The following is a 19,312-nucleotide window of genomic DNA, read 5'->3' as shown; positions in this document are numbered from 1 at the left end:
AGACGATCAATGAGAACCTATCACGAGGAGGAACTAACAATATGGTAAAAGCAGTAGTTGGAGCAAACTGGGGAGATGAAGGAAAGGGAAAGATCACGGATATGTTGGCAGAGAAAGCCGACATTATCGTGAGATTCCAAGGTGGCGCGAATGCAGGCCATACGATAGTGAACGACTATGGAAAATTTGCTCTTCACACCCTGCCGTCTGGTGTGTTCTATGATCATACCACCAGCGTGATCGGTAACGGTGTTGCCCTGAACATTCCTGTCTTTTTCAACGAAGTAAAGAGTATTGTGGACAGAAATGTGCCTATGCCTAAGATTAAGATATCGGATCGGGCCCAGATGGTGATGTCCTACCATGTACTGTTCGATCAGTATGAGGAGGAGAGACTGGGAGGGAAATCCTTTGGATCGACGAAATCCGGAATTGCTCCGTTTTATTCAGATAAATACGCGAAAATCGGCTTTCAGGTGAGTGAACTGTTTGCGGATGAGGACGATCTGCGGGATAAAGTAGAACGTGTCTGTGAGACAAAGAACGTGCTGCTGGAGTATCTCTATCACAAACCATTGCTAGAGCCGGAAAAAATCTATGAGGAGCTGATGAGTTATAAGGAGATGGTAGAACCCTATGTGTGTGATGTCTCTTTGTTTTTGTGGAATGCTCTAAGAGAAGGAAAAGAGGTTTTGCTGGAAGGACAACTGGGTTCCTTGAAGGACCCAGACCACGGAATTTATCCGATGGTGACCTCCTCCTCAACTCTGGCTGCTTATGGGGCAATTGGTGCGGGTATTCCGCCCTATGAGATCAAACAGGTAATCACAGTCTGCAAAGCTTATTCCAGTGCAGTCGGTGCAGGTGCGTTTGTGTCAGAGATTTTCGGAGAGGAAGCTGATGAGCTGAGAAGACGCGGCGGTGACGGCGGAGAATACGGCGCCACCACGGGACGTCCCCGGAGGATGGGATGGTTTGACTGTGTGGCTTCTAAGTACGGCTGCCGTATCCAGGGTACTACGGATGTGGCTTTTACGGTTCTGGATGTGCTGGGATATTTGGATGAAATTCCTGTGTGCGTGGGCTATGAGATAGACGGGACTGTGACGACGGAGTTCCCCACGACCTGTGAGCTGGAAAAAGCAAAACCTGTCCTGGAGGTTCTGCCTGGTTGGAAGTGTGATATCCGAGGAATTAAGAAATACGAAGATTTGCCGGAAAACTGCAAAAAATATGTGGAATTTGTAGAGGAAAAGATCGGATTCCCAATCACGATGATCTCCAACGGACCGGGACGCCAAGATATCATTTACCGGAAATAAAATATACGAGAGAGAAAATCGTTACTGTTTACTTACTTGCGGTTCGTAGACAGTAACAGAAAATCTGTCAGGTTTTTCGACCTGGCAGATTTTTTATGTTCCAGGAAAGCCCTTATCACGCTAATGTGTAAAAGTTCTTTCCTAGAAAATAAACGCTCCGTTGGGATTGCACTGCGATGGCGAGCAAAGTGGGAAAGTTTTTCTAGAAATCTGCATTGGACAGAAAACCGTAACAGTGATATCATAAATAAAGGAAATGAAATTGGACGGTAAAGACAGAAATAGAACGGTGTTCTGAATATTCTTGACATTGAAGAGAAATATCCGATATAATAAAGTATCATTTTCAGAAAACAAGAGTCAATATAGCAAATTTATGGAAAGGGGTGTAGTTATGAAATCAGATATCATTAATTCCGTTGATCGAGCGTTGGAGATTTTGCTCACAATCTATGAAAACAATCGAGAAATGGGAATATCTGAGTTGAGTGAGCAATTGGGGATTTATAAGAGTACAGTTTTTCGTACTTTAAAAACTATGGAGGAGAGGGGATTTGTACGTCAGAATCCCACGACGAAAAATTATTGGTTTGGGACGAGAATTTATGCAATTGGATTGAGTATCAGGGAGAAGATGCATTTGCAGGATGTGATTGCGCCGTATACCCGTCGTCTGTATGAACAGTGTCACGAGATTGTCAACGTGTCTATTTTGGAGAATTCCATAGGAGATTTCCATCAAAGCATTATCATACATAAAGAATTCGGAGACAAAAATTTATTGTTCGTCAATCAACCACTGGGTAGTTCTACACCTTGCTACTGTTCTTCTGTAGGAAAGTGTCTTTTGGCCTACACAAAAGGGCTAGATTTCAGTATTTATAAGACAAAGCCCATGGAGCGTTTTAATGAGCGCACGATCAATAGCTATGAGAGCCTCATGGAGAGCCTAGAGGATGTGAAGCGCAAAGGTTATGCTCTTGATGATGAAGAGAGAGAGATTGGTCTCACCTGTATCGGAGCACCGATCATTGGCAGAGATGGCAGTGCTGTAGCTGCAATCAGTGTGTCAGGGCCTACATCTAGGATGAATGATGGACATATTGATGAGAAGATTGAGATGGTAGTGAAGACAGCTTGGGAAATTTCGAAAGAATTTCGTTAAATGTTATGAAAATTTAAGAGTCTTTTTAGTAAAAACTGTACATTGATCTTTTCACAAGTTGGTGGTATGATATAAATACAGAACGACGTTCCAGTAAGTGGAACGTAAAGTTTACCATCAATTTTGGAACGATGTTGCGCATATCAGAACAAAAGCGAGGGAAGTTGGCAATCAGCGAGCTTATGTATCTAAGGAGGAAAAAATGAAATTATCTGTAAAGACTTTTGTTCAACTGTTTATACTGGGAACGTGTTGGACGATTGTGTACGCACTGCCGTTTATCCAGTACATCTTATATGATCCGTTACTGGAACAGTTGGGATGTTCCAATACGCAGTTGGGACTGTTGATGACGATTTTTGGCTTGGGGAACATCTTTGGTGCACCAGTGGGCGGCTGGCTGGCAGACCGGTTTGATTACAAGAAAATTTTTGTAGCGTCTATTGTCTTAAACGGTGTGCTTTCTATTATTTTTGCGTCACACATTACATATGTAACGGCTGTTGGAATCTGGCTGTTGATGGCAGTGGATGTGTTGGTAATGAATTATCCGTGTCATATTAAAATTGTACGTATGTTGGCAAGTGATGCTGACCAGGGAAAAATCTTTGGTATGAATGAGTCCTTTGTGGGAATCACCAGTACGATCGTAAACGCGATTCTCCTGGCTATTTTCGCAAAACTGGGTTCCAGTGCCTGGGGATTCCAAGTTGTTGTGTACGTAATTGGAGCCATTGCTCTGGTGCTAGCAATACCTACCTATTTTGTGATGAAAGATATTGCAAAGAACGAAGCGAAAGTTGCAGCAGAAGTCAAAGAAGAGAAGAAAGAAAAAATGACAGGAAAAGACTTCTTGGAGATTATCAAGAATCCTGCTACCTGGTTGATTGGATTTGGAATCTTTTCTGTATATACCTGTGCGGTATCGATGTCCTACTTTACTCCTTACTTTACCGCAGTTATGGGTGGGACGGTAGCAGTATCTGGTTTTATATCATTGGTTCGTACTTATGGTCTACGTCTTGTGGGAGCTCCGATCGGAGGATGGCTTTCAGACAGACTGCACTCGGTTTCAAAAGTGCTGATCGTTGTCTATATCATTGGTATTGTATCTTTGTTAGCTTTGGTTGGTTTTGTAAACTATCTGACGGCAGGGGTATTCATCTTTATCACTTTGGTCGTGGGAACAATCGTATATATGGGAAAAGGAAGCTATTATGCTTTGGTCAGTGAATTGGAAGTTCCAAGAGAACGTTCCGCATCTACCATCGGTGTGGCAGCGGCACTGGGCTTCTCACCTGATATTTTCTTATTCCCTCTGGTTGGCTTCCTGATTGATAATTATGGAAATAACGGATATAAATATCTGTTTATTCTCCAGATGGTAGTCTTTGCACTTGGGATTCTCGGAAGTTTATACTGTCTGCGGTATAAAAAGAAACTTCACGAGAAAAAGAATAGTGTGGTTGCATAATTAGAAAAATGCAAAGGAATGAATAAAGGGTCAACGGAAAGGAGAAAAATAGTATGGGATTTGAGAGTCAAAAAGAAAGAGTCTGTAAACTTGCAGATGAGAACAGAGAAAAAATAGTTTCTATGGCTCAATATCTTTTCGATAATCCAGAAATCGCACTTGAAGAAGTAAAGGCTTGCGCATATATCACAGATTTTCTGAGAAAAGAAGGATTTGAAGTAGAAGAAAAATTCGAAGGGATGGAGACGGCATTTAAAGCAGTCAAGAAGAATGGGGATGGCCCGAGAATTGCTTTTTTAGCTGAGTACGATGCTCTGCCAGGATGTGGTCATGCGTGCGGACATCATATGATTGCTTCTATGTCGGTGGGTGCAGCTCTTGCATTAGCGGAGGTGCTGGATACTTATCCAGGAGAGATTGCGATTTTTGGTACTCCAGCGGAGGAAACCGGAGAGGGAAAAGTATATCTGGCTGACCGAGGAGTCTTCAAAGGCTATGACGTCGCTATGATGCTTCATCCGAATGCGAGAACGACGATTTATCCAAAGATGATTGCAATCGGTGGAATGGACTTTAACTTCACCGGAAAGGCTTCTCACGCAGGAACCTATCCGTATGATGGTGTGAATGCTTTGGACGCGGTGGTGCTGTTGTACAACAATGTCAATGCGTTGCGCCAGCAATTGAAAGATGGTACTAGAATCCATGGAATTATATTGGAGGCAGGGAAAGCTGCGAATGTAATTCCAGACAAAGGTGTAGTAAGATTAGAATTCCGCGCAAAAGAGCAGGATTATTTTGAAGAAGTAGTTCAAAAAGTGGTCAACTGTGCAAAGGCGGCGGCGCTTGCCACAGGCTGCGAACTGGAATATGATTGGTTCGAACCAGTGTGTAAGGGGCTGAAAAGTAACCGTGCTTTGGAAGAAGTTATGGAAGAGTTCTTCCCACAGTTTGGCGTGGACGATTTTATTCTTATTGATGGGGGTTCTAGTGATATTGGAAATGTAAGCTGGGAAGTACCCACGATTGAGCCGATGTTAGGAGTATGTGAAGGAGAGCCTGGAATTCACACGGCTGATTTTAGAGATGCAACGATGCTGCCTTATGGACTAGACCGTATGATTGTCGGAGTAAAACTTCTGGCTTTGACGGGGCTTAGAATCTTAGACAATCCAAAACTATTGGAGAAGATAAGAGAGGAAATGTAAAGGGATGGCCGGGAAACTCCCGGTGGAAAATGAAAGGACAGCAAAGGATGGCAGAGGAAGAGAATCGATTCAAGAAGAAAAAGAAGAGAAAGTGGCAGTTTCCTGACACCTATGTGTTGATCTTAGGGTTGATGCTTTTGGCAGTCGTTATGACTTATGTGGTGCCAGCAGGAAATTTTGAGAGGATGGAAGATCCTTCCAGCGGCCAGATGGTCGTCCAGCCGGGAACCTATGAGAGTGCGGAACAAACTCCGGTGTCGTTCTTGGATTTCTTCATGGCGGTCCCTCAGGGATTGGAGAAAAATGCAGTTACCGTGTTCTTTATTTTCCTGATTGGAGGATGTTTTGGAGTAGTGAATGCCACAGGTTCTTTACATCAACTGATTCGCAAGTCCATTACTGCGGGAAAAGGAAAATCGGGCGAAATCATAATAGCGGTTCTGCTTATTGTGTTTGGCCTTGCAGGAGGTGTCGTGGGAATGGCGGAGGAATGCCTGGCGTTCCTCCCCATCCTAGTGACACTGGCAATTGGTCTCGGGTATGATGCGGTGGTTGGAGTCGCAATCATGCTGATGGGAGTCTGTTTCGGATACGGCACAGCGCCGATCAATCCGTTTACCGTTGGTCTTGCCCAATCCATCGCCGGTCTTCCGCTGTTCTCAGGGATGTGGTACCGATGGATTCTCTGGGGAGTCAGTGCGGTTGTGGCAGTTGCTTTTCTGATTCACTATTGTAGGAAGGTTAAGGCAGACCCGTCAAAAAGTCTTGTGGCTGATTTGGATTACTCAGAATTCTGTCTGGAAGATGTAGGTGAGACCAAACTTACAAAACGGCAGGGAGCGGTACTGACTTGCTTCTTTGGTGGAATTATCCTGTTGATGGCGATGATTGTGCTGAAGGGATGGTATATGACAGAGCTGAGCGCATATTTCTTTGGGTTGGCTCTAGTCTGCGGTCTAGTGTACGGGATGTCTTTAAATGAGATGGCGAGGCATTTTGTAGATGGTATGAAGGACATGGTCTATCCTGCGATTTTGGTTGGAATAGCGGCAGGCATTTCTATTATTATGGAAAATGGAAATATCCTGGACTCCATAGTCAATGCTTTTGCGCAGCCTCTTTCCCACACGCCACAGGTGATAAACGGTGGACTAATGATGTTTGTACAGACTCTGATCAATCTGTTTATTCCATCTGGAACAGGACAGGCAGTGGTAACAATGCCTCTGATGGCACCTTTGGCGGACGTAGTTGGAATTACCAGACAGACAGCAGTCTTAGCCTATCAGCTAGGAGACGGATGCAGTAATTGTATTATTCCTACCGGAGCGATGATGATGGCAGCGATCTCGTTTGGAAAAGTTCCATATGTGAGATGGGCGAAGTTTATCGCGAAATGGCTGGGCTTGCAGTTGATAATAGGATTTAGTTTCTGCGTAATCGCATCAGTAATACAATTAGGACCATTTTAATAATGGAGGGATGGCATGGCTATCCCTGACTGTAAAATAAAAATAGAACGATGTTCTGAAATTTTCTAAAAGGTGAAAATGTGAAGGAGGTTAAAAGTAATGAAAGTTGAAACAAGACCAGAACGCTGCAAAGAATGTGGACTTTGTGTCGTAGACTGTCCTAAAAAAGCGATCAGTTTTGCAGAAGAAACAAACTCCGCTGGTTATCATTATACGGTAATCGACGATGAAAAATGTGTGGCATGCGGAACCTGTTATACCGTATGTCCAGATGGTGTTTACCACGTATTAGGTAAGGAGGTATAAGACGATGGCAGAAATGATGAAAGGAAATGTTGCAGTTGCAGAGGCAGCCGTGCGCGCGGGCGTTCGTATGTATGCAGGATATCCCATTACACCGACGACAGAGATTATGGAATATTTATCCTGGAGACTGCCGGAAGTGGGAGGAACCTTTATTCAGGCAGAGAGTGAGTTGGCAGGAATCAATATGGTGATTGGAGCTGCAAGCTGCGGTGTGCGTGCCCTGACCGCATCCTCCGGTCCTGGTATCAGCTTAAAGCAGGAGGGAGTGTCTACTTTAGCTGATGAGGAACTGTCAGCAGTTGTGATCAATATGTGCCGTTATGGAAATGGTCTTGGAACCTTGTTCACATCTCAGTGTGACTATAACAGGGAGACCAGAGGCGGCGGGAACGGAGATTACCGCTGTATCGTGATGTGTCCGTCTTCTATTCAGGAAGCTGTGGATATGATCGCGGAAGCCTATGATGTGGCTGAGAAATACCGTGTCGTTGTTGTAATGCTCGGCGAGGGTGCTCTCGGACAGATGATGGAGCCTGTGGAGCTCCCGGATTTCCAGGAACCAAAGAGAAATCCATGGGGATTTGACGGAAAATATACATACAAAAAAATCGGTATTTTTGAGCGTGATTCCATGAAAGAAGCAGTGGAGCTGAACGCGAAATTCAAAAAGATTAAAGAAAATGAGCAACGTTGGGAGAGTGAAGGAATCGAAGACGCGGAGTATGTATTCGTTGCATACGGACTTTGTGGACGAAGTACTCTGGGCGCGGTTCGTGAACTGAGAGCAGAGGGACATAAGGTAGGTCTGATTCGTCCGATCACCGCATGGCCATTCCCGGAAAAGGCATTTCGTCAGATTAATCCAGAGGTAAAAGGTATCATCACAGTGGAGGCGAACGCGACGGGACAGTTGGTTGACGACGCTGCACTGTATACAAAGAAAGCACTGAAAAATAATGTTCCAGCCTATGCGCTTCCATATGTATATGGAATTCCTGCGATCAGCAAGATTAAGGAAGATTTCCTGAAGATTAAAGCTGGAGAAGTAGAGGAGGTATATTAAGATGGCTGTTGAGAGAAAGTTTCCTGGAATCATCGATAAGCCGATGAGCTTCTGCCCTGGATGCGGACATGGTGTGATTTCCCGAATTATCTGTGAATGTCTGGAAGAGCTGGGACAGGATCAAAATATTATTTTCCCAATTGGTGTAGGATGTTCTTCTAATCTAGGAGCTGGCCTTACCACAGACCGTCTCCACTGTTCTCATGGCCGTGCGGCAGCAGTTGCCACCGGCATGAAAAGAGTAAACCCGGATAATCTGGTAGTTACCTACCAAGGAGATGGAGACGCCTACAGTATCGGGTTGGCAGAGAGCACCAATGCTGCCTACAGAAATGAGAATATCACTGTGATTACAGTAAACAATACAAACTTTGGTATGACAGGTGGACAGATGAGCTGGACGACGATGGAAGGACAAAAGACGACCACTTCTCAGCATGGACGCGACTGTTCCATCACGGGTGCGCCGATTCGTTTTCCAGAGATGGTTGCGAGAGAATTTGATATCGCTTATGCGGCAAGAGGAAGTGTCAGCAGTCCTGCCAACATCCGCAAGACAAAAAAATTCATAACAGAAGCTTTAAAAGCGCAGATGAACAAAGAAGGTTATTCGATTGTAGAGGTACTGTCTCCATGTCCGGTAAACTGGGGCATGACTCCGATTCAGGCGATGGAGCGTCTGGACAAAGAGGTAGAACCTTACTATCCAGTGGGCGTGATTAAAGCTCGGAAGGAGGCTAAATAATTATGAAAGAAGTTGTATGTGCAGGATTTGGCGGTCAGGGTGTCCTGACAACCGGTTTGATTTTATCTGATATTGCAATCCACAACGGACAGAATACTACTTGGATGCCTTCTTACGGCTCCGCGATGCGCGGCGGTACCGCGAATTGTACGGTGAAATATGGAAAAGATACCATCTATAATCCATCTCAGGAGAGACCGGATTTACTGTTGGCAATGAATGTGGCATCCTTCCATATGTTCATCAACATTGTTGCTCCAGGCGGTATTGTCCTGATCAGCGACATGGTAGACTGTGATACAAATGTGCGTGACGACGTGAAAGTTGTGAGAGTTCCCTGTATTCAGATGGCGAATGATCTGAAACATGCGAAAGGTGCCAATATTGTAATGACCGGAGCGATTGTAAAGTTAATGGGGGATTTTACAAAAGAAGAGGCATTAGAGGGAATGAATCGTATGTTTGAGAAAAAGGGAAAAGCAAAATTTGCACCAATGAATACGGCAGCCTTTGAGGCAGGATACGACGCAGTGTAAGAAGGAGGTCCTATGAAAAAGATACTGGTTATGAACCCTGGCGGAAGTTCCACCAAGATAGCGGTTTATGAAGATAAAAAAGAAGTTTACAAAGAGAACATCAATCATTCCGGAGAAGAACTGAAAGCCTACAGCAGTGTGATGGCCCAGCTAGATTTTCGAAAGAATTTGATTCTGGCCAAATTGGAAGAAAATGGTCATCCATTGAATTCTTTTGACGCAGCGGTGGGCAGAGGAGGGCTGATGCGCCCAATTCCAGGCGGTACCTATCGGGTGAATGACCAGATGGTAGAGGACATGAAGAATGCGGTCTGCGGTGAGCACGCTTCCAATCTGGGAAGTGTGCTGGCACGTGTGTTGGGGGACGAAGCGGGCATACCGTCCTTTGTTGTGGACCCGGTAGCTGTAGATGAGTTTGATGCGAAATCTAGGATTACAGGGATAAAGGATTTGGTATATAGTAGCTGGCTGCATTCTTTGAACCATAAAGCTGTCGCTAGAAAAATCGCAGAGAAATTGGGCGGAAAGTATGAGGATTATAACTTCATCATCGCCCATCTGGGATCTGGCATCTCTATCGTACCACACAAGCATGGGAAAATGGTAGATGGCAGCGGCGGCAGGACCAATGGACCTTTCTCTTCCGACCGAAGCGGTGGTCTTCCAGCCTACTCCTTGATAGAACTGTGCTATTCCGGCAAATATGACAAAAAAGAGATCGTGGACAAAGTGAGTGCTTTTGGCGGAATGTATGACTATCTGGGAACGAAAGACCTCATTGAAATTGAAGAGCGAATTGAGAACGGTGATGAATACGCGGCATTGATTTATGATGCGTTTGTATATCAGGTGGCAAAAGAGATCTGTATGTACAGTGCTACTTTGGAAGGCAAGGTAGACCGGATTGTACTGACGGGAGGTATCGCTCATTCAAAGAAAGTTGTGGAAGAGGTCAGCAGACAGGTTGACTGGCTGGCGCCAGTTGAAGTGGTAGCCGGAGAGATGGAGATGGAAGCTCTGGCATTGGGAGTGTTGCGTGTGTTAAACAAAGAGGAAGAAGCCAAAGAATATCTGGTGGAGGAGAAAAAGTGAAGAATTTTAAAGAGTTAATTGACAAGGTAAAATCCCAGGGACCATTCACGATCGCAGTGGCAGCCGCAGATGACAAGGAGGTCTTAGGCGCGGTGAAGCTGGCAATGGATTTAGGATTTGTGAATCCGGTCCTGGTAGGTGATGAAGTTAAAATAAAAGAAATCATCAGCGAACTGAATATGGATGCTGGAAAATGCCAGATTGTCCACGATTCAGACGCGGCCAGCGCAGCGGCCAAAGCGGTGTCCATCGTGAAAAGCGGTGAGGCCCAGGTACTTGTGAAAGGTATGGTAAATACCAGCGTGTATATGCGCGCAATTTTAAATCGGGATAACGGGCTTCGCACAGGACGTCTGATTTCTCTGACGGCAGTGTATGAAATGCCCTGTTACCATAAATTGATTTTCGGAACTGACAGTGGTATCAATACTGCACCTAATCTGGAACAGAAAAAAGACATCCTGACCAACGCCCTTCTGGCCATGGAGAGTATGGGATTCCAGAATCCTAAAGTAGCGGTATTGGCAGCCAATGAGATGGTAGATCCGAAGATCCCCGCAACCTCAGATGCTGCTGCATTAGTGGAAATGGCAAAAGAAGGCGCTTTTCCTCCATGTATTATTGAGGGACCTTTATCCTTTGACATAGCCTTCGATGCCCATGCAGCAGCGCATAAGGGGATTGAGAGCAAGGTGTCTGGAGACCCGGATCTGTTGGTATTTCCTAATATTGAGAGCGGCAACATGCTTGGAAAATCCTGGCTTCAGTTTAATCAGGCAAAGTGGGCGGGAATTGTCCTAGGAGCATCCAGTCCTGTGGTACTAGGGTCCAGATCGGATACACCAGAAATTAAGTTGAATTCCATTGCCCTAGGCTGTCTTGCAGCGGCGAATCAGAAAAAATAATAGAGAGTTTTGAAGAAAGGATGAATATTATGAAGTTAGCTAGCAGAATTGGTGAGTTACGTCCATCAGCAATCCGTGCAGCAGGCAAGTTGATTGCTTCTAAACCGGGTTGCATTACATTCGCAGGCGGGTATCCGGCATCAGAGGTTATGCCAGTGGAAGAGGTTGTGGAGCTGACCGATCAGTTGGTACGCGATTATGGACGCACCTCCATGCAATATGGTCTGACAAAAGGTAATGATGACTTGATGGAACAGATCGTAAAATTAATGGAGAAAAAAGGAATTAAGTGCGGAATCGAGAATATACAGATTACGACAGGTTCTCAGCAGGCTATTTTCTTAACTGGTATGCTGACTCTGGACAAAGGGGATGCAGTTGTTGTGGAAAATCCCACTTATCTTGGAGCGCTGTCAGCTTATGTGCCTTATGAGGCAGAATTTATAGGAGTGGACGCGGACGAAGAAGGTATGATTATGTCCGAGTTAGAGAAGACCCTGCAAGAAAATAAAAATGTAAAATTGATCTATGTGGTTCCGAATTTCTCGAATCCTACAGGAAAGACTTGGAGTCTAGAACGTCGGAAACAGCTTTTGGAGATGGCAAAGAAATATGATGTTTTGATTGCTGAGGATAATCCTTACGGCGATATCCGATTCAGCGGAGAGCCAGTTCCAGAGATCAAGAGCATGGACGACGAGGGAAGAGTCATCTATATGGGGTCCTTTTCAAAGGTGCTCTTTGCAGGCCTGCGTGTGGGCTTTACGGTGTCTTCCAAAGAGATTGCGGACTACTTTGAGATCTTTAAACAGGGTGTGGATTTACAGTCCAATGAGTTTGCGCAGTTGCAAATTGCGGGATATTTGAAAAATTATGATTTGGATAAGCAGGTTCAGAGAATTGTCAAAAACTACAGTGTCAAGAGAGACTTAATGTGCAAGATCATAGATGAGAAATTCCCGAAATCCGTAAAGAGAACGAATCCAGAAGGTGGTATGTTCGTTTGGATTGAATTGCCAGAAAATATAGATGCCTCTGTACTGCTAGAGAAAGCAGTGGAGGAGATCGGAGTGGGCTATGTTCCAGGAGGACCCTTCTATGCGGACGGTTCTCATAAGAACACCATCCGTCTGAATTTCTCAACCGTTACAGCAGAGCAGATCGAAGAGGGAATGACCCGGTTTGCAAAACTGCTGCATGAAGAACTTGACTGATTCTCATTTGGGGTGGGAATCAGTACCACCAAATAGATTCTCCGAATAGGAGAACACGTATCCTGAGATATCAGGAACGGCTAGGTGAGTCGTGTGTGATGGGGGACTCCCCCTGTGCGTCAGCACAGGGGGAGTTTCTCTTACTCATTTTCTTCTATTTTCATTGTCCGCATCTGCTCTGGTGTGATGCCATTTCTTTTTCCATATTCTGTCCAGTATTTTGTTGACGCTTTGACGAAAAGTCCAGAGGAAATCGGCATCGTGACATGAAAGATTTTGTATTTTTGGGAGGTAATAGAATTTGCCAGCTGTTTTATTTTTCTTATGGCTAAGATCTTGAAAGGGGTTGTGAGAATGGCTTCTCCGCTTCCTATTTTTAAGACAGAGCCAAAAGGACATTGGGTCTTTTGACAGAAAAACTTTATCATCTTGACTGCGGTATCATTCTGGAAATCTTCCAGGAATCCGCAGTTTATCAGTACAGAAATCACGGGCTTTCTGTCAGGGAGATGGTTCTCAAGGTTTTTGAGAAAATTCAGGAGAGTGACGGGGATGCCATCGGCATAAAGGGGAAATACCAGCAAAACATCAGAAAAATGATTTAGCTCGGAACACAGATTGAGATGGTTTGAGGAGGTGATGCAGGAATACTTTGTATCCCATTTACACTTTTGGGCGAAGATATCTGCGTATTGTTTGGAATTGGATTTTGGTGCCCTCGGGCTTCCGTTTAGAATCAGGATTTTTCCCATTTGTCTACCTCCGTTTGTACTGCTTTTTCTAGGCTACTTTCATCTGTAAATCGGATTTGATAGTGCTGGAAGTTCATATTTTGGGCATTTCTGCCGACGAGTTCCTGAAAAATTTCTTTTTCTTTCCTATCAATATTTCCGTATCCGATGATTGTCGCATTTTTAGGAGCAACGTCTCTTTGTATATGATGAGTCTCCCCATGGAGTAGTCGAATAAATGCCTGCTGAATGGGAATTGCGCGTTCAAGCATGGTCTTCATGACGGTGTCATAACCTCCGTATCGGATGCGGCTGACGTATAACACAGAACTGCACTTAGCAATGTATGGATATACTTTCACTGCGTCATCCCGTATCAGGCACTTTCCGGGGGTTTTCGTCCAGCAGCCAAAACAACCGATGCAATTTGAAATTTTCAGAGAGGACAGGTCTATAAATTTCGTGTTATTGGGTAAAATGACATTCAGGTTTTTATCACTTAATATCAGTTTCATAATTTCTAGCTCCTTCTGATAAATTCTATACTTTTATTTTGATACAATTTTGGGTGTGGATTACTCCACACCCAGTTTTTTTAAGTCGGCTGTCGCCTGTTTGAGATTGTGAAATTGTATCGTATGAATACCGAACTTTGCGGCAGCATCTAAATTTTCCTTTCGATCGTCCAGAAAAACCGCCTTAGACGGTTCAATGGAAAAAGTTTCGAGTAAGGTTTGATAGATCTGAGGCTCTGGTTTTACCTGCTGTACCTGACAGGAGAAGATCACGCCGTCCATATACTCTAAGAAATCCATGTCACCTTGAGTTTTCTCTAAAAGCCTCTGGGGATAGTTGGAGAGAATATAGAGGCGATATCCTTGGTTTTTCAGATAGTGGGTCCAGGTCTTAGCATAGTCAAAGACAGAGATCGTCTTTTCGTTGTTGGAGAGGACCTGGAGAATTTCTTCCTCCAGTTGGGGAGCGTTTCTGACAAATTGCTGTATATATTCTCCTGGGTCTAAGAGTCCACGGTCTTGTTCGTTCCAGGTCTCACTCTCAAAGACTGCTTTGCCGATTTGTTCCTTTACCTGAGAGGTATAGGGAAAGGAGTCTAGATAACTTTTCCAGTCATAATTCACTAGGACATTACCCACGTCAAAGATGATGGTCTCAATTTTGGAAGATCTCTGAAGTGAGGGAGACTGTTTTTGAAATACACGCAGGAGAATTGTGTAACCATAGAACAGTACGGGGACAAAAATGGTACACCCCAAGGAAACCCGGAACCAGGTACCGCTGCTAGGATGGTCTGAGACGGCAAAGAAAAATGTCGCCCCGTACAATAAAAGTAGCAGAAGCACTAAAAAGAGCGCTCCTGCACGTTTTAAATTTTTCATGAACGTTCCTCTTATTGCTCAGAGATTGAATTCTGAGTGTGCTTTTTGATTGCTTCAAAACTTTCTTTGCTGATGACATGTTCGATGCGGCAGGCATCTGCGGCTGCAATCTGGGGTTCAACGCCCAACTTGGTTAACCATTTGGATAGCAGCGTATGCCGCTCATATATGGTCTCCGCGATTTGGCGACCGGCATCAGTGAGAGTGATGAAACCATTACTGTCCATTTTAATATATCCGTTCAAGCGCAAATTTTTCATTGCCACGCTCACACTGGGTTTGGAAAAATCCAGTTCATTGACAATATCGATGGAACGAACGTGTTCCTGGCGAAGACTGATAATAAGAATCGTTTCCAGATAATTTTCAGCAGATTCTTGAATTTTCAATAGTAATCCCTCCATACGAGTTTTCTGTTGTATTATAGAATAACATAGGAAATTAAAAATTTCAATGATTCTGGGAAGGTTTGCGCAAATAACGTAGTCTGTCGGCTGTATCAAGGCATCTCGTGGACTGCCTAGTATACGGTACTCTATTGTCCTACAAAACGCGAGTATAAATATATCAAATTAATAAAAAAATCAGAATTCAATAGAAAATCGAAAGCTATATTGTAATTAATTTTTCGAAATGTTATAATATTTTTAAAATATTGCTTTGAAAGGGGTGCAGGATATGAAGACGATTACAATTGGAAGACAGTATGGAAGCGGCGGACGTGAAGTAGGCGCTATGCTTGCGAAATCCTTGAATATCCCGTTTTATGACAGCAATCTGCTACTGATCGCGGCGGAGAAGTATGGAATTAATCCAGGTGTCATGGCGGAACATGACGAGAAGAAACAGTCCAGCTTTTTGTACGGTATTTCCATGATTGCGGATGGCTATCTCAATCAGGAAAAAATCATGCTTCCGTATAAGCTGTATCAGGCGCAGTCAGATACCATTTTAAGACTGGTGGAGGAGGGCCCCTGTGTGTTTGTGGGACGGTGTGCGGAGCATATTCTGAAGAAACACGATTATAAGAATCTTCTGAGTGTCTTTATCTATGCCTCTTCGATGGAAGAGAGGGCCGAACGTGCGATGACAGTAGACCATATTTCCCAGAAAGAGGTGTATTCTTATATCGCACAGAAAGACCGGGAGAGAAAAGACTACTACTATTTTCACACGGGAAATGACTGGGGAAAGATGGAAAATTATGATCTCTGTTTGAATACATCGGCCTTGGGCTATGCAGGCTGTGCAGAGATTATAAAAAAAGTTGCGCAGGTTTCCTAAGTGGGATAAAGAAAGAGAAAAAATGTGTCAAATTCCCAAAACCTTGGATTTTCGCAGTTTTTGCTAAGGCGAGAGAAGTCTTAAAAATCTATGAAATCCTGATGAGAAGGTTGACAAGAAAGAGATACTCTATATAATTAGGTTAGAAGGAAACTGGAGATCTAGAGGATTCACCGTGAGACTTCAAAAGGAGCTTTTGATGGACTGTAAAACAGCGATGTACTCGGAGAGAGTATACGCACGGGGAGGAATTATTTATGAAAAAAAGATATTTGGTATTGGCGGGATTGTTTGCGATGTGTCTTGCAGCTTCCGCCTGTGGTAAAGATAAGGAGACAAACAGTGATGATACAGCGGCTGTGACGGAGACGCCTACACCTACGCCAGATGAGGATTTAGTAAAAATGGAGAAGGTTTCCGATTCCGATAAGGCCAGCATCAAAAATATTATGGGTGAGAAAACCTCAACCAGTTCGGATGTAGTGCTCACGAATCAGACAGGGTTAGATATCGAGGAGGTCTATATCCGTGAGTCTGCGGACAGCTCTGACGATGAATGGGGAGATGATCTGATTGATGGAGCCTATGAGTGGAAGGATAAAGACCGCGCACTCTATTACTATGACAAGAATGAGGCTACCAACTATGACATTCAGGTCTTTTACACCGATGAGGATGAGGAGAACTGTTTCTTCCGGGATTTGGATTTTACAGATACGACGGAGATCACTTTGCGCATGAAAGATGGTGTGCCTTATGTCACCTACTTCAGCAATGAGGAGAAGAAGGAAGTGAGCACGCTAGAGGACGCAAAGGCGCGTATGGGACTTACGGACGATGACAGTGACTCAGAGGATGATGAGGATGTGACTGCCACGGCGACACCGACGCCTGACGGGTCGGACAGTTCTACTACCACGGCGACACCGACTCCTTCCGGAGGTGACAGCCAGGAACCGCAAGAACCTGAGCCGGAGCCAGGATCAGATATGAGAGAACGCGCGGAGAGCTATATCGGTAAGTCGTTGGATAGTCTGGAAGGTGCAATCGGGGCTGCGGGAACGACCAATTATGAGGAAGACGAGGAGACCGGAGCGCAGATCGGGTTCCATCAATACGGTGATTTTACAGTGGCGACGACAGTGGGAGAAGACGGTCAGGAGATTGTGACCTCCGTCTGGTAATGTGTACCGCCGCTATGATAACAATAAAAAAATAGTTGAGGAAAAAAGATGAAGAGAGTGTTACTGAAACTGAGTGGAGAGGCGCTTGCAGGTGAGAAGAAGACAGGATTTGACGAGGAGACGGTTCTGGGTGTAGCCAGACAGATTCAAAAGGTAGCGGAGGAAGGTACTCAGGTGGGGATTGTCATAGGAGGAGGAAACTTCTGGAGAGGCAGGACGAGTGAGACCATCAATCGTAATAAGGCAGATCAAATTGGAATGCTGGCTACGGTAATGAACTGTATCTATGTGTCGGATATCTGTCGATTTGTGGGACTGAAGACGGAGATTTACACACCTTTTGCCTGTGGAGCTTTTACAAAGCTGTACTCAAAAGATAGAGTGGAGGAAGATTTCGACCACGGAAAAATTATCTTTTTTGCGGGAGGAACCGGACATCCGTATTTTTCCACCGATACGGCGACTGTACTGAGGGCTGTCGAGATTGAGGCAGATGCGATTTTATTGGCGAAAGCAGTCGATGGAATTTATGATAGTGACCCAAAGGTCAATCCAGATGCCAAGAAATATGAGAAGGTGAGTATTCAGGAAGTGATTGATAAGAAGTTAGCGGCAGTGGATCTCACGGCATCGATCATGTGCATGGAACAGAAAATGCCCATGCTGGTATTTGGGCTGGAAGAGAAAGACAGTATTATCAACACAGTACATGGAAAATTTAACGGTACGGAAGTAACCGTGGAATAAAGAGAGGGGAAAAACTTATGGATGAAAGACTGCAAAAATATGATGACAAAATGAGTAAGACTAAGAAGAGCTTGGAGGCAGATTTAGCGACAATACGTGCCGGACGGGCAAATCCGCATATTTTGGACAAAATACAGGTAGACTATTATGGAACGCCGAGTCCACTACAGCAGGTGGCCAACATCACAGTACCGGAGCCACGGGTGATTCAGATTCAGCCCTGGGAGGCGAAGATGGTGAAGGAAATCTCCAAGGCGATTCTCTCTTCAGATTTAGGAATTAATCCGAATACAGACGGAAAGATGATTCGTCTGATTCTGCCGGAGTTGACAGAAGAGCGCAGAAAAGAGCTGGTTAAGGATGTAAAGAAACGCGGGGAGGCTGCCAAGGTGGCGATTCGGAATATCCGCCGCGACGCCAATGACGCGTTTAAGAAACTGGCAAAAGCTGATGTCTCAGAGGATGAGGTCAAGGAGCTGGAGGACAAAATTCAAAAGATGACAGACAAAGCGGTTAAGGAGATTGACAGTACCGTGGAGCAGAAGTCAAAGGAAATTTTAACTGTATAGAGGATGCATGGTCGGGGCTGTTGCATGATTTTTCTGTGAAAGTATTACAGAGTTCTGCATCAGCCCTTTTAGCCGGAACCGGGGGAAGTACCAAAATTCTCTGGTTTCGGCTATCCGTGTTTTACCATGAAATACTCAGAAGTTGGTAAGCCTGCACAGCAGGTAGATACCGCTGGAAAGGAGAATAAGATGAACGTTCCGAATCATGTGGCAATTATTCTGGATGGAAATGGACGCTGGGCGAAGGCCAAGGGGATGCCCAGAAGCTATGGTCATGTCAAAGGCTGTGCGAATTTGGAGACGATCTGTGATGATATGAAAGCTCTAGGAGTAAAATATTTGACTGTCTATGCTTTCTCCACAGAAAATTGGAAGAGGTCTAAGGAAGAGGTGGACGGTTTGATGAAACTGTTCCGCAATTATCTAAAAAAGTGTATCAAGATTTCAGAGAAAAATAAGATGTGTGTGCGGGTGATCGGGGATATCCACGCATTTGATTCCGATATTCAGGAGAGCATTCAAAGATTGGAGGAATACTCCAAAGATTTTACCGAGCTTCATTTTCAGATTGCGCTGAATTATGGAGGAAGAGATGAGATTACTAGAGGAATCCGTAGGCTTGCCCAGGACGTGAAGGATGGAAAGATAGCGCCGGAGGCTATTTCAGAAGAACTGGTGGAAGGGTATTGGGATACGGCGGGACTGCCGGACCCAGATTTGTTGATACGGACCAGCGGAGAACAGAGACTTTCTAATTTTTTGCCGTGGCAGCTCGCTTATACGGAGTTTTATTTTACTCCGGTGGCCTGGCCAGATTTTAATCGGGAGGAATTGGTCAAAGCTATCGAGAAATATAATGAAAGAGACCGAAGATACGGGGGAGTAAAGGAGGAGTAGC

Annotated in this window: 21 protein-coding genes; 18 read left to right on the top strand and 3 right to left on the bottom strand. The window is 44.6% G+C overall.

What is annotated here, in order from left to right:
- Nucleotides 1-41: 41 nt before the first annotated feature.
- From BLHYD_RS11800 to BLHYD_RS11740, 13 genes are all read left to right on the top strand, one after another.
- Nucleotides 42-1,322: an adenylosuccinate synthase gene (locus tag BLHYD_RS11800; protein ID WP_005950938.1), complete on the top strand. Its 1,281-nt coding sequence runs from the start codon at nt 42-44 to the stop codon at nt 1,320-1,322.
- Nucleotides 1,323-1,716: 394 nt separating this feature from the next.
- Complete coding sequence (locus tag BLHYD_RS11795; protein WP_021844853.1) at nt 1,717-2,487, top strand: IclR family transcriptional regulator; 771 nt, start codon at nt 1,717-1,719, stop codon at nt 2,485-2,487.
- 202 nt (nt 2,488-2,689) lie between these two features.
- Nucleotides 2,690-3,961 carry an MFS transporter gene (locus tag BLHYD_RS11790; protein ID WP_021844852.1) on the top strand — a complete coding sequence of 424 codons (1,272 nt, stop codon included), beginning with the start codon at nt 2,690-2,692 and terminating at the stop codon, nt 3,959-3,961.
- Between the two features lie 53 nt (nt 3,962-4,014).
- Nucleotides 4,015-5,169: a M20 family metallopeptidase gene (locus BLHYD_RS11785; protein ID WP_005950942.1), complete on the top strand. Its 1,155-nt coding sequence runs from the start codon at nt 4,015-4,017 to the stop codon at nt 5,167-5,169.
- A 47-nt stretch (nt 5,170-5,216) separates the two neighbouring features.
- A complete protein-coding gene (locus BLHYD_RS11780) occupies nt 5,217-6,641 on the top strand; it encodes a YfcC family protein (protein WP_021844850.1) in 1,425 nt (474 codons plus the stop codon).
- 99 nt (nt 6,642-6,740) lie between these two features.
- Entirely contained in the window at nt 6,741-6,947 is a 207-nt protein-coding gene (locus tag BLHYD_RS11775; protein WP_005950944.1) for a 4Fe-4S dicluster domain-containing protein, read from the top strand.
- Between the two features lie 4 nt (nt 6,948-6,951).
- On the top strand, nt 6,952-8,010 hold the full coding sequence (locus BLHYD_RS11770; RefSeq protein WP_005950945.1) for a 3-methyl-2-oxobutanoate dehydrogenase subunit VorB: 1,059 nt from the start codon (nt 6,952-6,954) through the stop codon (nt 8,008-8,010).
- A 1-nt stretch (nt 8,011) separates the two neighbouring features.
- Entirely contained in the window at nt 8,012-8,755 is a 744-nt protein-coding gene (locus BLHYD_RS11765; RefSeq protein WP_005950947.1) for a thiamine pyrophosphate-dependent enzyme, read from the top strand.
- Between the two features lie 2 nt (nt 8,756-8,757).
- Nucleotides 8,758-9,291, top strand: coding sequence for a 2-oxoacid:acceptor oxidoreductase family protein (locus tag BLHYD_RS11760; RefSeq protein ID WP_005950949.1), 534 nt, complete (start codon nt 8,758-8,760; stop codon nt 9,289-9,291).
- Between the two features lie 12 nt (nt 9,292-9,303).
- Complete coding sequence (buk, locus tag BLHYD_RS11755) at nt 9,304-10,383, top strand: butyrate kinase (protein WP_005950958.1); 1,080 nt, start codon at nt 9,304-9,306, stop codon at nt 10,381-10,383.
- A complete protein-coding gene (locus BLHYD_RS11750) occupies nt 10,380-11,288 on the top strand; it encodes a bifunctional enoyl-CoA hydratase/phosphate acetyltransferase (protein ID WP_005950960.1) in 909 nt (302 codons plus the stop codon). The genes buk and BLHYD_RS11750 overlap by 4 nt, the downstream gene beginning before the upstream one ends.
- A gap of 29 nt (nt 11,289-11,317) precedes the next feature.
- Entirely contained in the window at nt 11,318-12,502 is a 1,185-nt protein-coding gene (locus BLHYD_RS11745; protein ID WP_021844849.1) for an aminotransferase-like domain-containing protein, read from the top strand.
- A 407-nt stretch (nt 12,503-12,909) separates the two neighbouring features.
- Nucleotides 12,910-13,107 carry a hypothetical protein gene (locus BLHYD_RS11740; RefSeq protein ID WP_155799580.1) on the top strand — a complete coding sequence of 66 codons (198 nt, stop codon included), beginning with the start codon at nt 12,910-12,912 and terminating at the stop codon, nt 13,105-13,107.
- A gap of 131 nt (nt 13,108-13,238) precedes the next feature.
- Here the strand turns inward: BLHYD_RS11740 and BLHYD_RS11735 are convergent, their stop codons facing one another.
- From BLHYD_RS11735 to BLHYD_RS11725, 3 genes are read right to left on the bottom strand one after another with little or no spacing between them, the layout of a single operon-like run.
- Nucleotides 13,239-13,748 carry a flavodoxin family protein gene (locus BLHYD_RS11735; protein WP_005950965.1) on the bottom strand — a complete coding sequence of 170 codons (510 nt, stop codon included), beginning with the start codon at nt 13,746-13,748 and terminating at the stop codon, nt 13,239-13,241.
- A 60-nt stretch (nt 13,749-13,808) separates the two neighbouring features.
- Nucleotides 13,809-14,630, bottom strand: coding sequence for an HAD family hydrolase (locus BLHYD_RS11730; RefSeq protein WP_005950967.1), 822 nt, complete (start codon nt 14,628-14,630; stop codon nt 13,809-13,811).
- A gap of 11 nt (nt 14,631-14,641) precedes the next feature.
- Nucleotides 14,642-15,019: a metal-dependent transcriptional regulator gene (locus BLHYD_RS11725; RefSeq protein ID WP_021844848.1), complete on the bottom strand. Its 378-nt coding sequence runs from the start codon at nt 15,017-15,019 to the stop codon at nt 14,642-14,644.
- Between the two features lie 289 nt (nt 15,020-15,308).
- On the opposite strand from BLHYD_RS11725, the gene BLHYD_RS11720 reads away from it, so the two are divergent.
- The 5 genes from BLHYD_RS11720 to BLHYD_RS11700 all read left to right on the top strand — a co-directional run bounded on the left by BLHYD_RS11720 (nt 15,309) and on the right by BLHYD_RS11700 (nt 19,311).
- Nucleotides 15,309-15,914: a cytidylate kinase-like family protein gene (locus BLHYD_RS11720; protein WP_005950970.1), complete on the top strand. Its 606-nt coding sequence runs from the start codon at nt 15,309-15,311 to the stop codon at nt 15,912-15,914.
- A 257-nt stretch (nt 15,915-16,171) separates the two neighbouring features.
- Complete coding sequence (locus tag BLHYD_RS11715) at nt 16,172-17,098, top strand: hypothetical protein (RefSeq protein ID WP_005950972.1); 927 nt, start codon at nt 16,172-16,174, stop codon at nt 17,096-17,098.
- Between the two features lie 48 nt (nt 17,099-17,146).
- A complete protein-coding gene (pyrH, locus tag BLHYD_RS11710; protein ID WP_005950976.1) occupies nt 17,147-17,845 on the top strand; it encodes a UMP kinase in 699 nt (232 codons plus the stop codon).
- A 17-nt stretch (nt 17,846-17,862) separates the two neighbouring features.
- Nucleotides 17,863-18,414, top strand: a complete 552-nt coding sequence (gene frr, locus BLHYD_RS11705; protein WP_005950978.1) for a ribosome recycling factor — start codon at nt 17,863-17,865, stop codon at nt 18,412-18,414.
- A 189-nt stretch (nt 18,415-18,603) separates the two neighbouring features.
- On the top strand, nt 18,604-19,311 hold the full coding sequence (locus BLHYD_RS11700; RefSeq protein WP_021844846.1) for an isoprenyl transferase: 708 nt from the start codon (nt 18,604-18,606) through the stop codon (nt 19,309-19,311).
- Nucleotide 19,312 lies beyond the last annotated feature (1 nt).

The organism is Blautia hydrogenotrophica DSM 10507, assembly GCF_034356035.1.
GTDB classification, from domain to species: domain Bacteria; phylum Bacillota; class Clostridia; order Lachnospirales; family Lachnospiraceae; genus Blautia_A; species Blautia_A hydrogenotrophica.
The sequence above is the reverse complement of the archived record's forward strand: the minus strand, read 5'-3'. Positions and strand labels throughout refer to the sequence as shown.

Excerpts from the sequence above, each read along its gene's own strand:
- BLHYD_RS11800 (WP_005950938.1), top strand. The coding sequence starts at position 42 with ATGGTAAAAGCAGTAGTTGGAGCAAACTGGGGAGATGAAGGAAAGGGA.
- BLHYD_RS11795 (WP_021844853.1), top strand. The coding sequence starts at position 1,717 with ATGAAATCAGATATCATTAATTCCGTTGATCGAGCGTTGGAGATTTTG.
- BLHYD_RS11790 (WP_021844852.1), top strand. The coding sequence starts at position 2,690 with ATGAAATTATCTGTAAAGACTTTTGTTCAACTGTTTATACTGGGAACG.
- BLHYD_RS11785 (WP_005950942.1), top strand. The coding sequence starts at position 4,015 with ATGGGATTTGAGAGTCAAAAAGAAAGAGTCTGTAAACTTGCAGATGAG.
- BLHYD_RS11780 (WP_021844850.1), top strand. The coding sequence starts at position 5,217 with ATGGCAGAGGAAGAGAATCGATTCAAGAAGAAAAAGAAGAGAAAGTGG.
- BLHYD_RS11775 (WP_005950944.1), top strand. The coding sequence starts at position 6,741 with ATGAAAGTTGAAACAAGACCAGAACGCTGCAAAGAATGTGGACTTTGT.
- BLHYD_RS11770 (WP_005950945.1), top strand. The coding sequence starts at position 6,952 with ATGGCAGAAATGATGAAAGGAAATGTTGCAGTTGCAGAGGCAGCCGTG.
- BLHYD_RS11765 (WP_005950947.1), top strand. The coding sequence starts at position 8,012 with ATGGCTGTTGAGAGAAAGTTTCCTGGAATCATCGATAAGCCGATGAGC.
- BLHYD_RS11760 (WP_005950949.1), top strand. The coding sequence starts at position 8,758 with ATGAAAGAAGTTGTATGTGCAGGATTTGGCGGTCAGGGTGTCCTGACA.
- buk (WP_005950958.1), top strand. The coding sequence starts at position 9,304 with ATGAAAAAGATACTGGTTATGAACCCTGGCGGAAGTTCCACCAAGATA.
- BLHYD_RS11745 (WP_021844849.1), top strand. The coding sequence starts at position 11,318 with ATGAAGTTAGCTAGCAGAATTGGTGAGTTACGTCCATCAGCAATCCGT.
- BLHYD_RS11735 (WP_005950965.1), bottom strand. The coding sequence starts at position 13,748 with ATGAAACTGATATTAAGTGATAAAAACCTGAATGTCATTTTACCCAAT.
- BLHYD_RS11730 (WP_005950967.1), bottom strand. The coding sequence starts at position 14,630 with ATGAAAAATTTAAAACGTGCAGGAGCGCTCTTTTTAGTGCTTCTGCTA.
- BLHYD_RS11720 (WP_005950970.1), top strand. The coding sequence starts at position 15,309 with ATGAAGACGATTACAATTGGAAGACAGTATGGAAGCGGCGGACGTGAA.
- BLHYD_RS11715 (WP_005950972.1), top strand. The coding sequence starts at position 16,172 with ATGAAAAAAAGATATTTGGTATTGGCGGGATTGTTTGCGATGTGTCTT.
- pyrH (WP_005950976.1), top strand. The coding sequence starts at position 17,147 with ATGAAGAGAGTGTTACTGAAACTGAGTGGAGAGGCGCTTGCAGGTGAG.
- frr (WP_005950978.1), top strand. The coding sequence starts at position 17,863 with ATGGATGAAAGACTGCAAAAATATGATGACAAAATGAGTAAGACTAAG.
- BLHYD_RS11700 (WP_021844846.1), top strand. The coding sequence starts at position 18,604 with ATGAACGTTCCGAATCATGTGGCAATTATTCTGGATGGAAATGGACGC.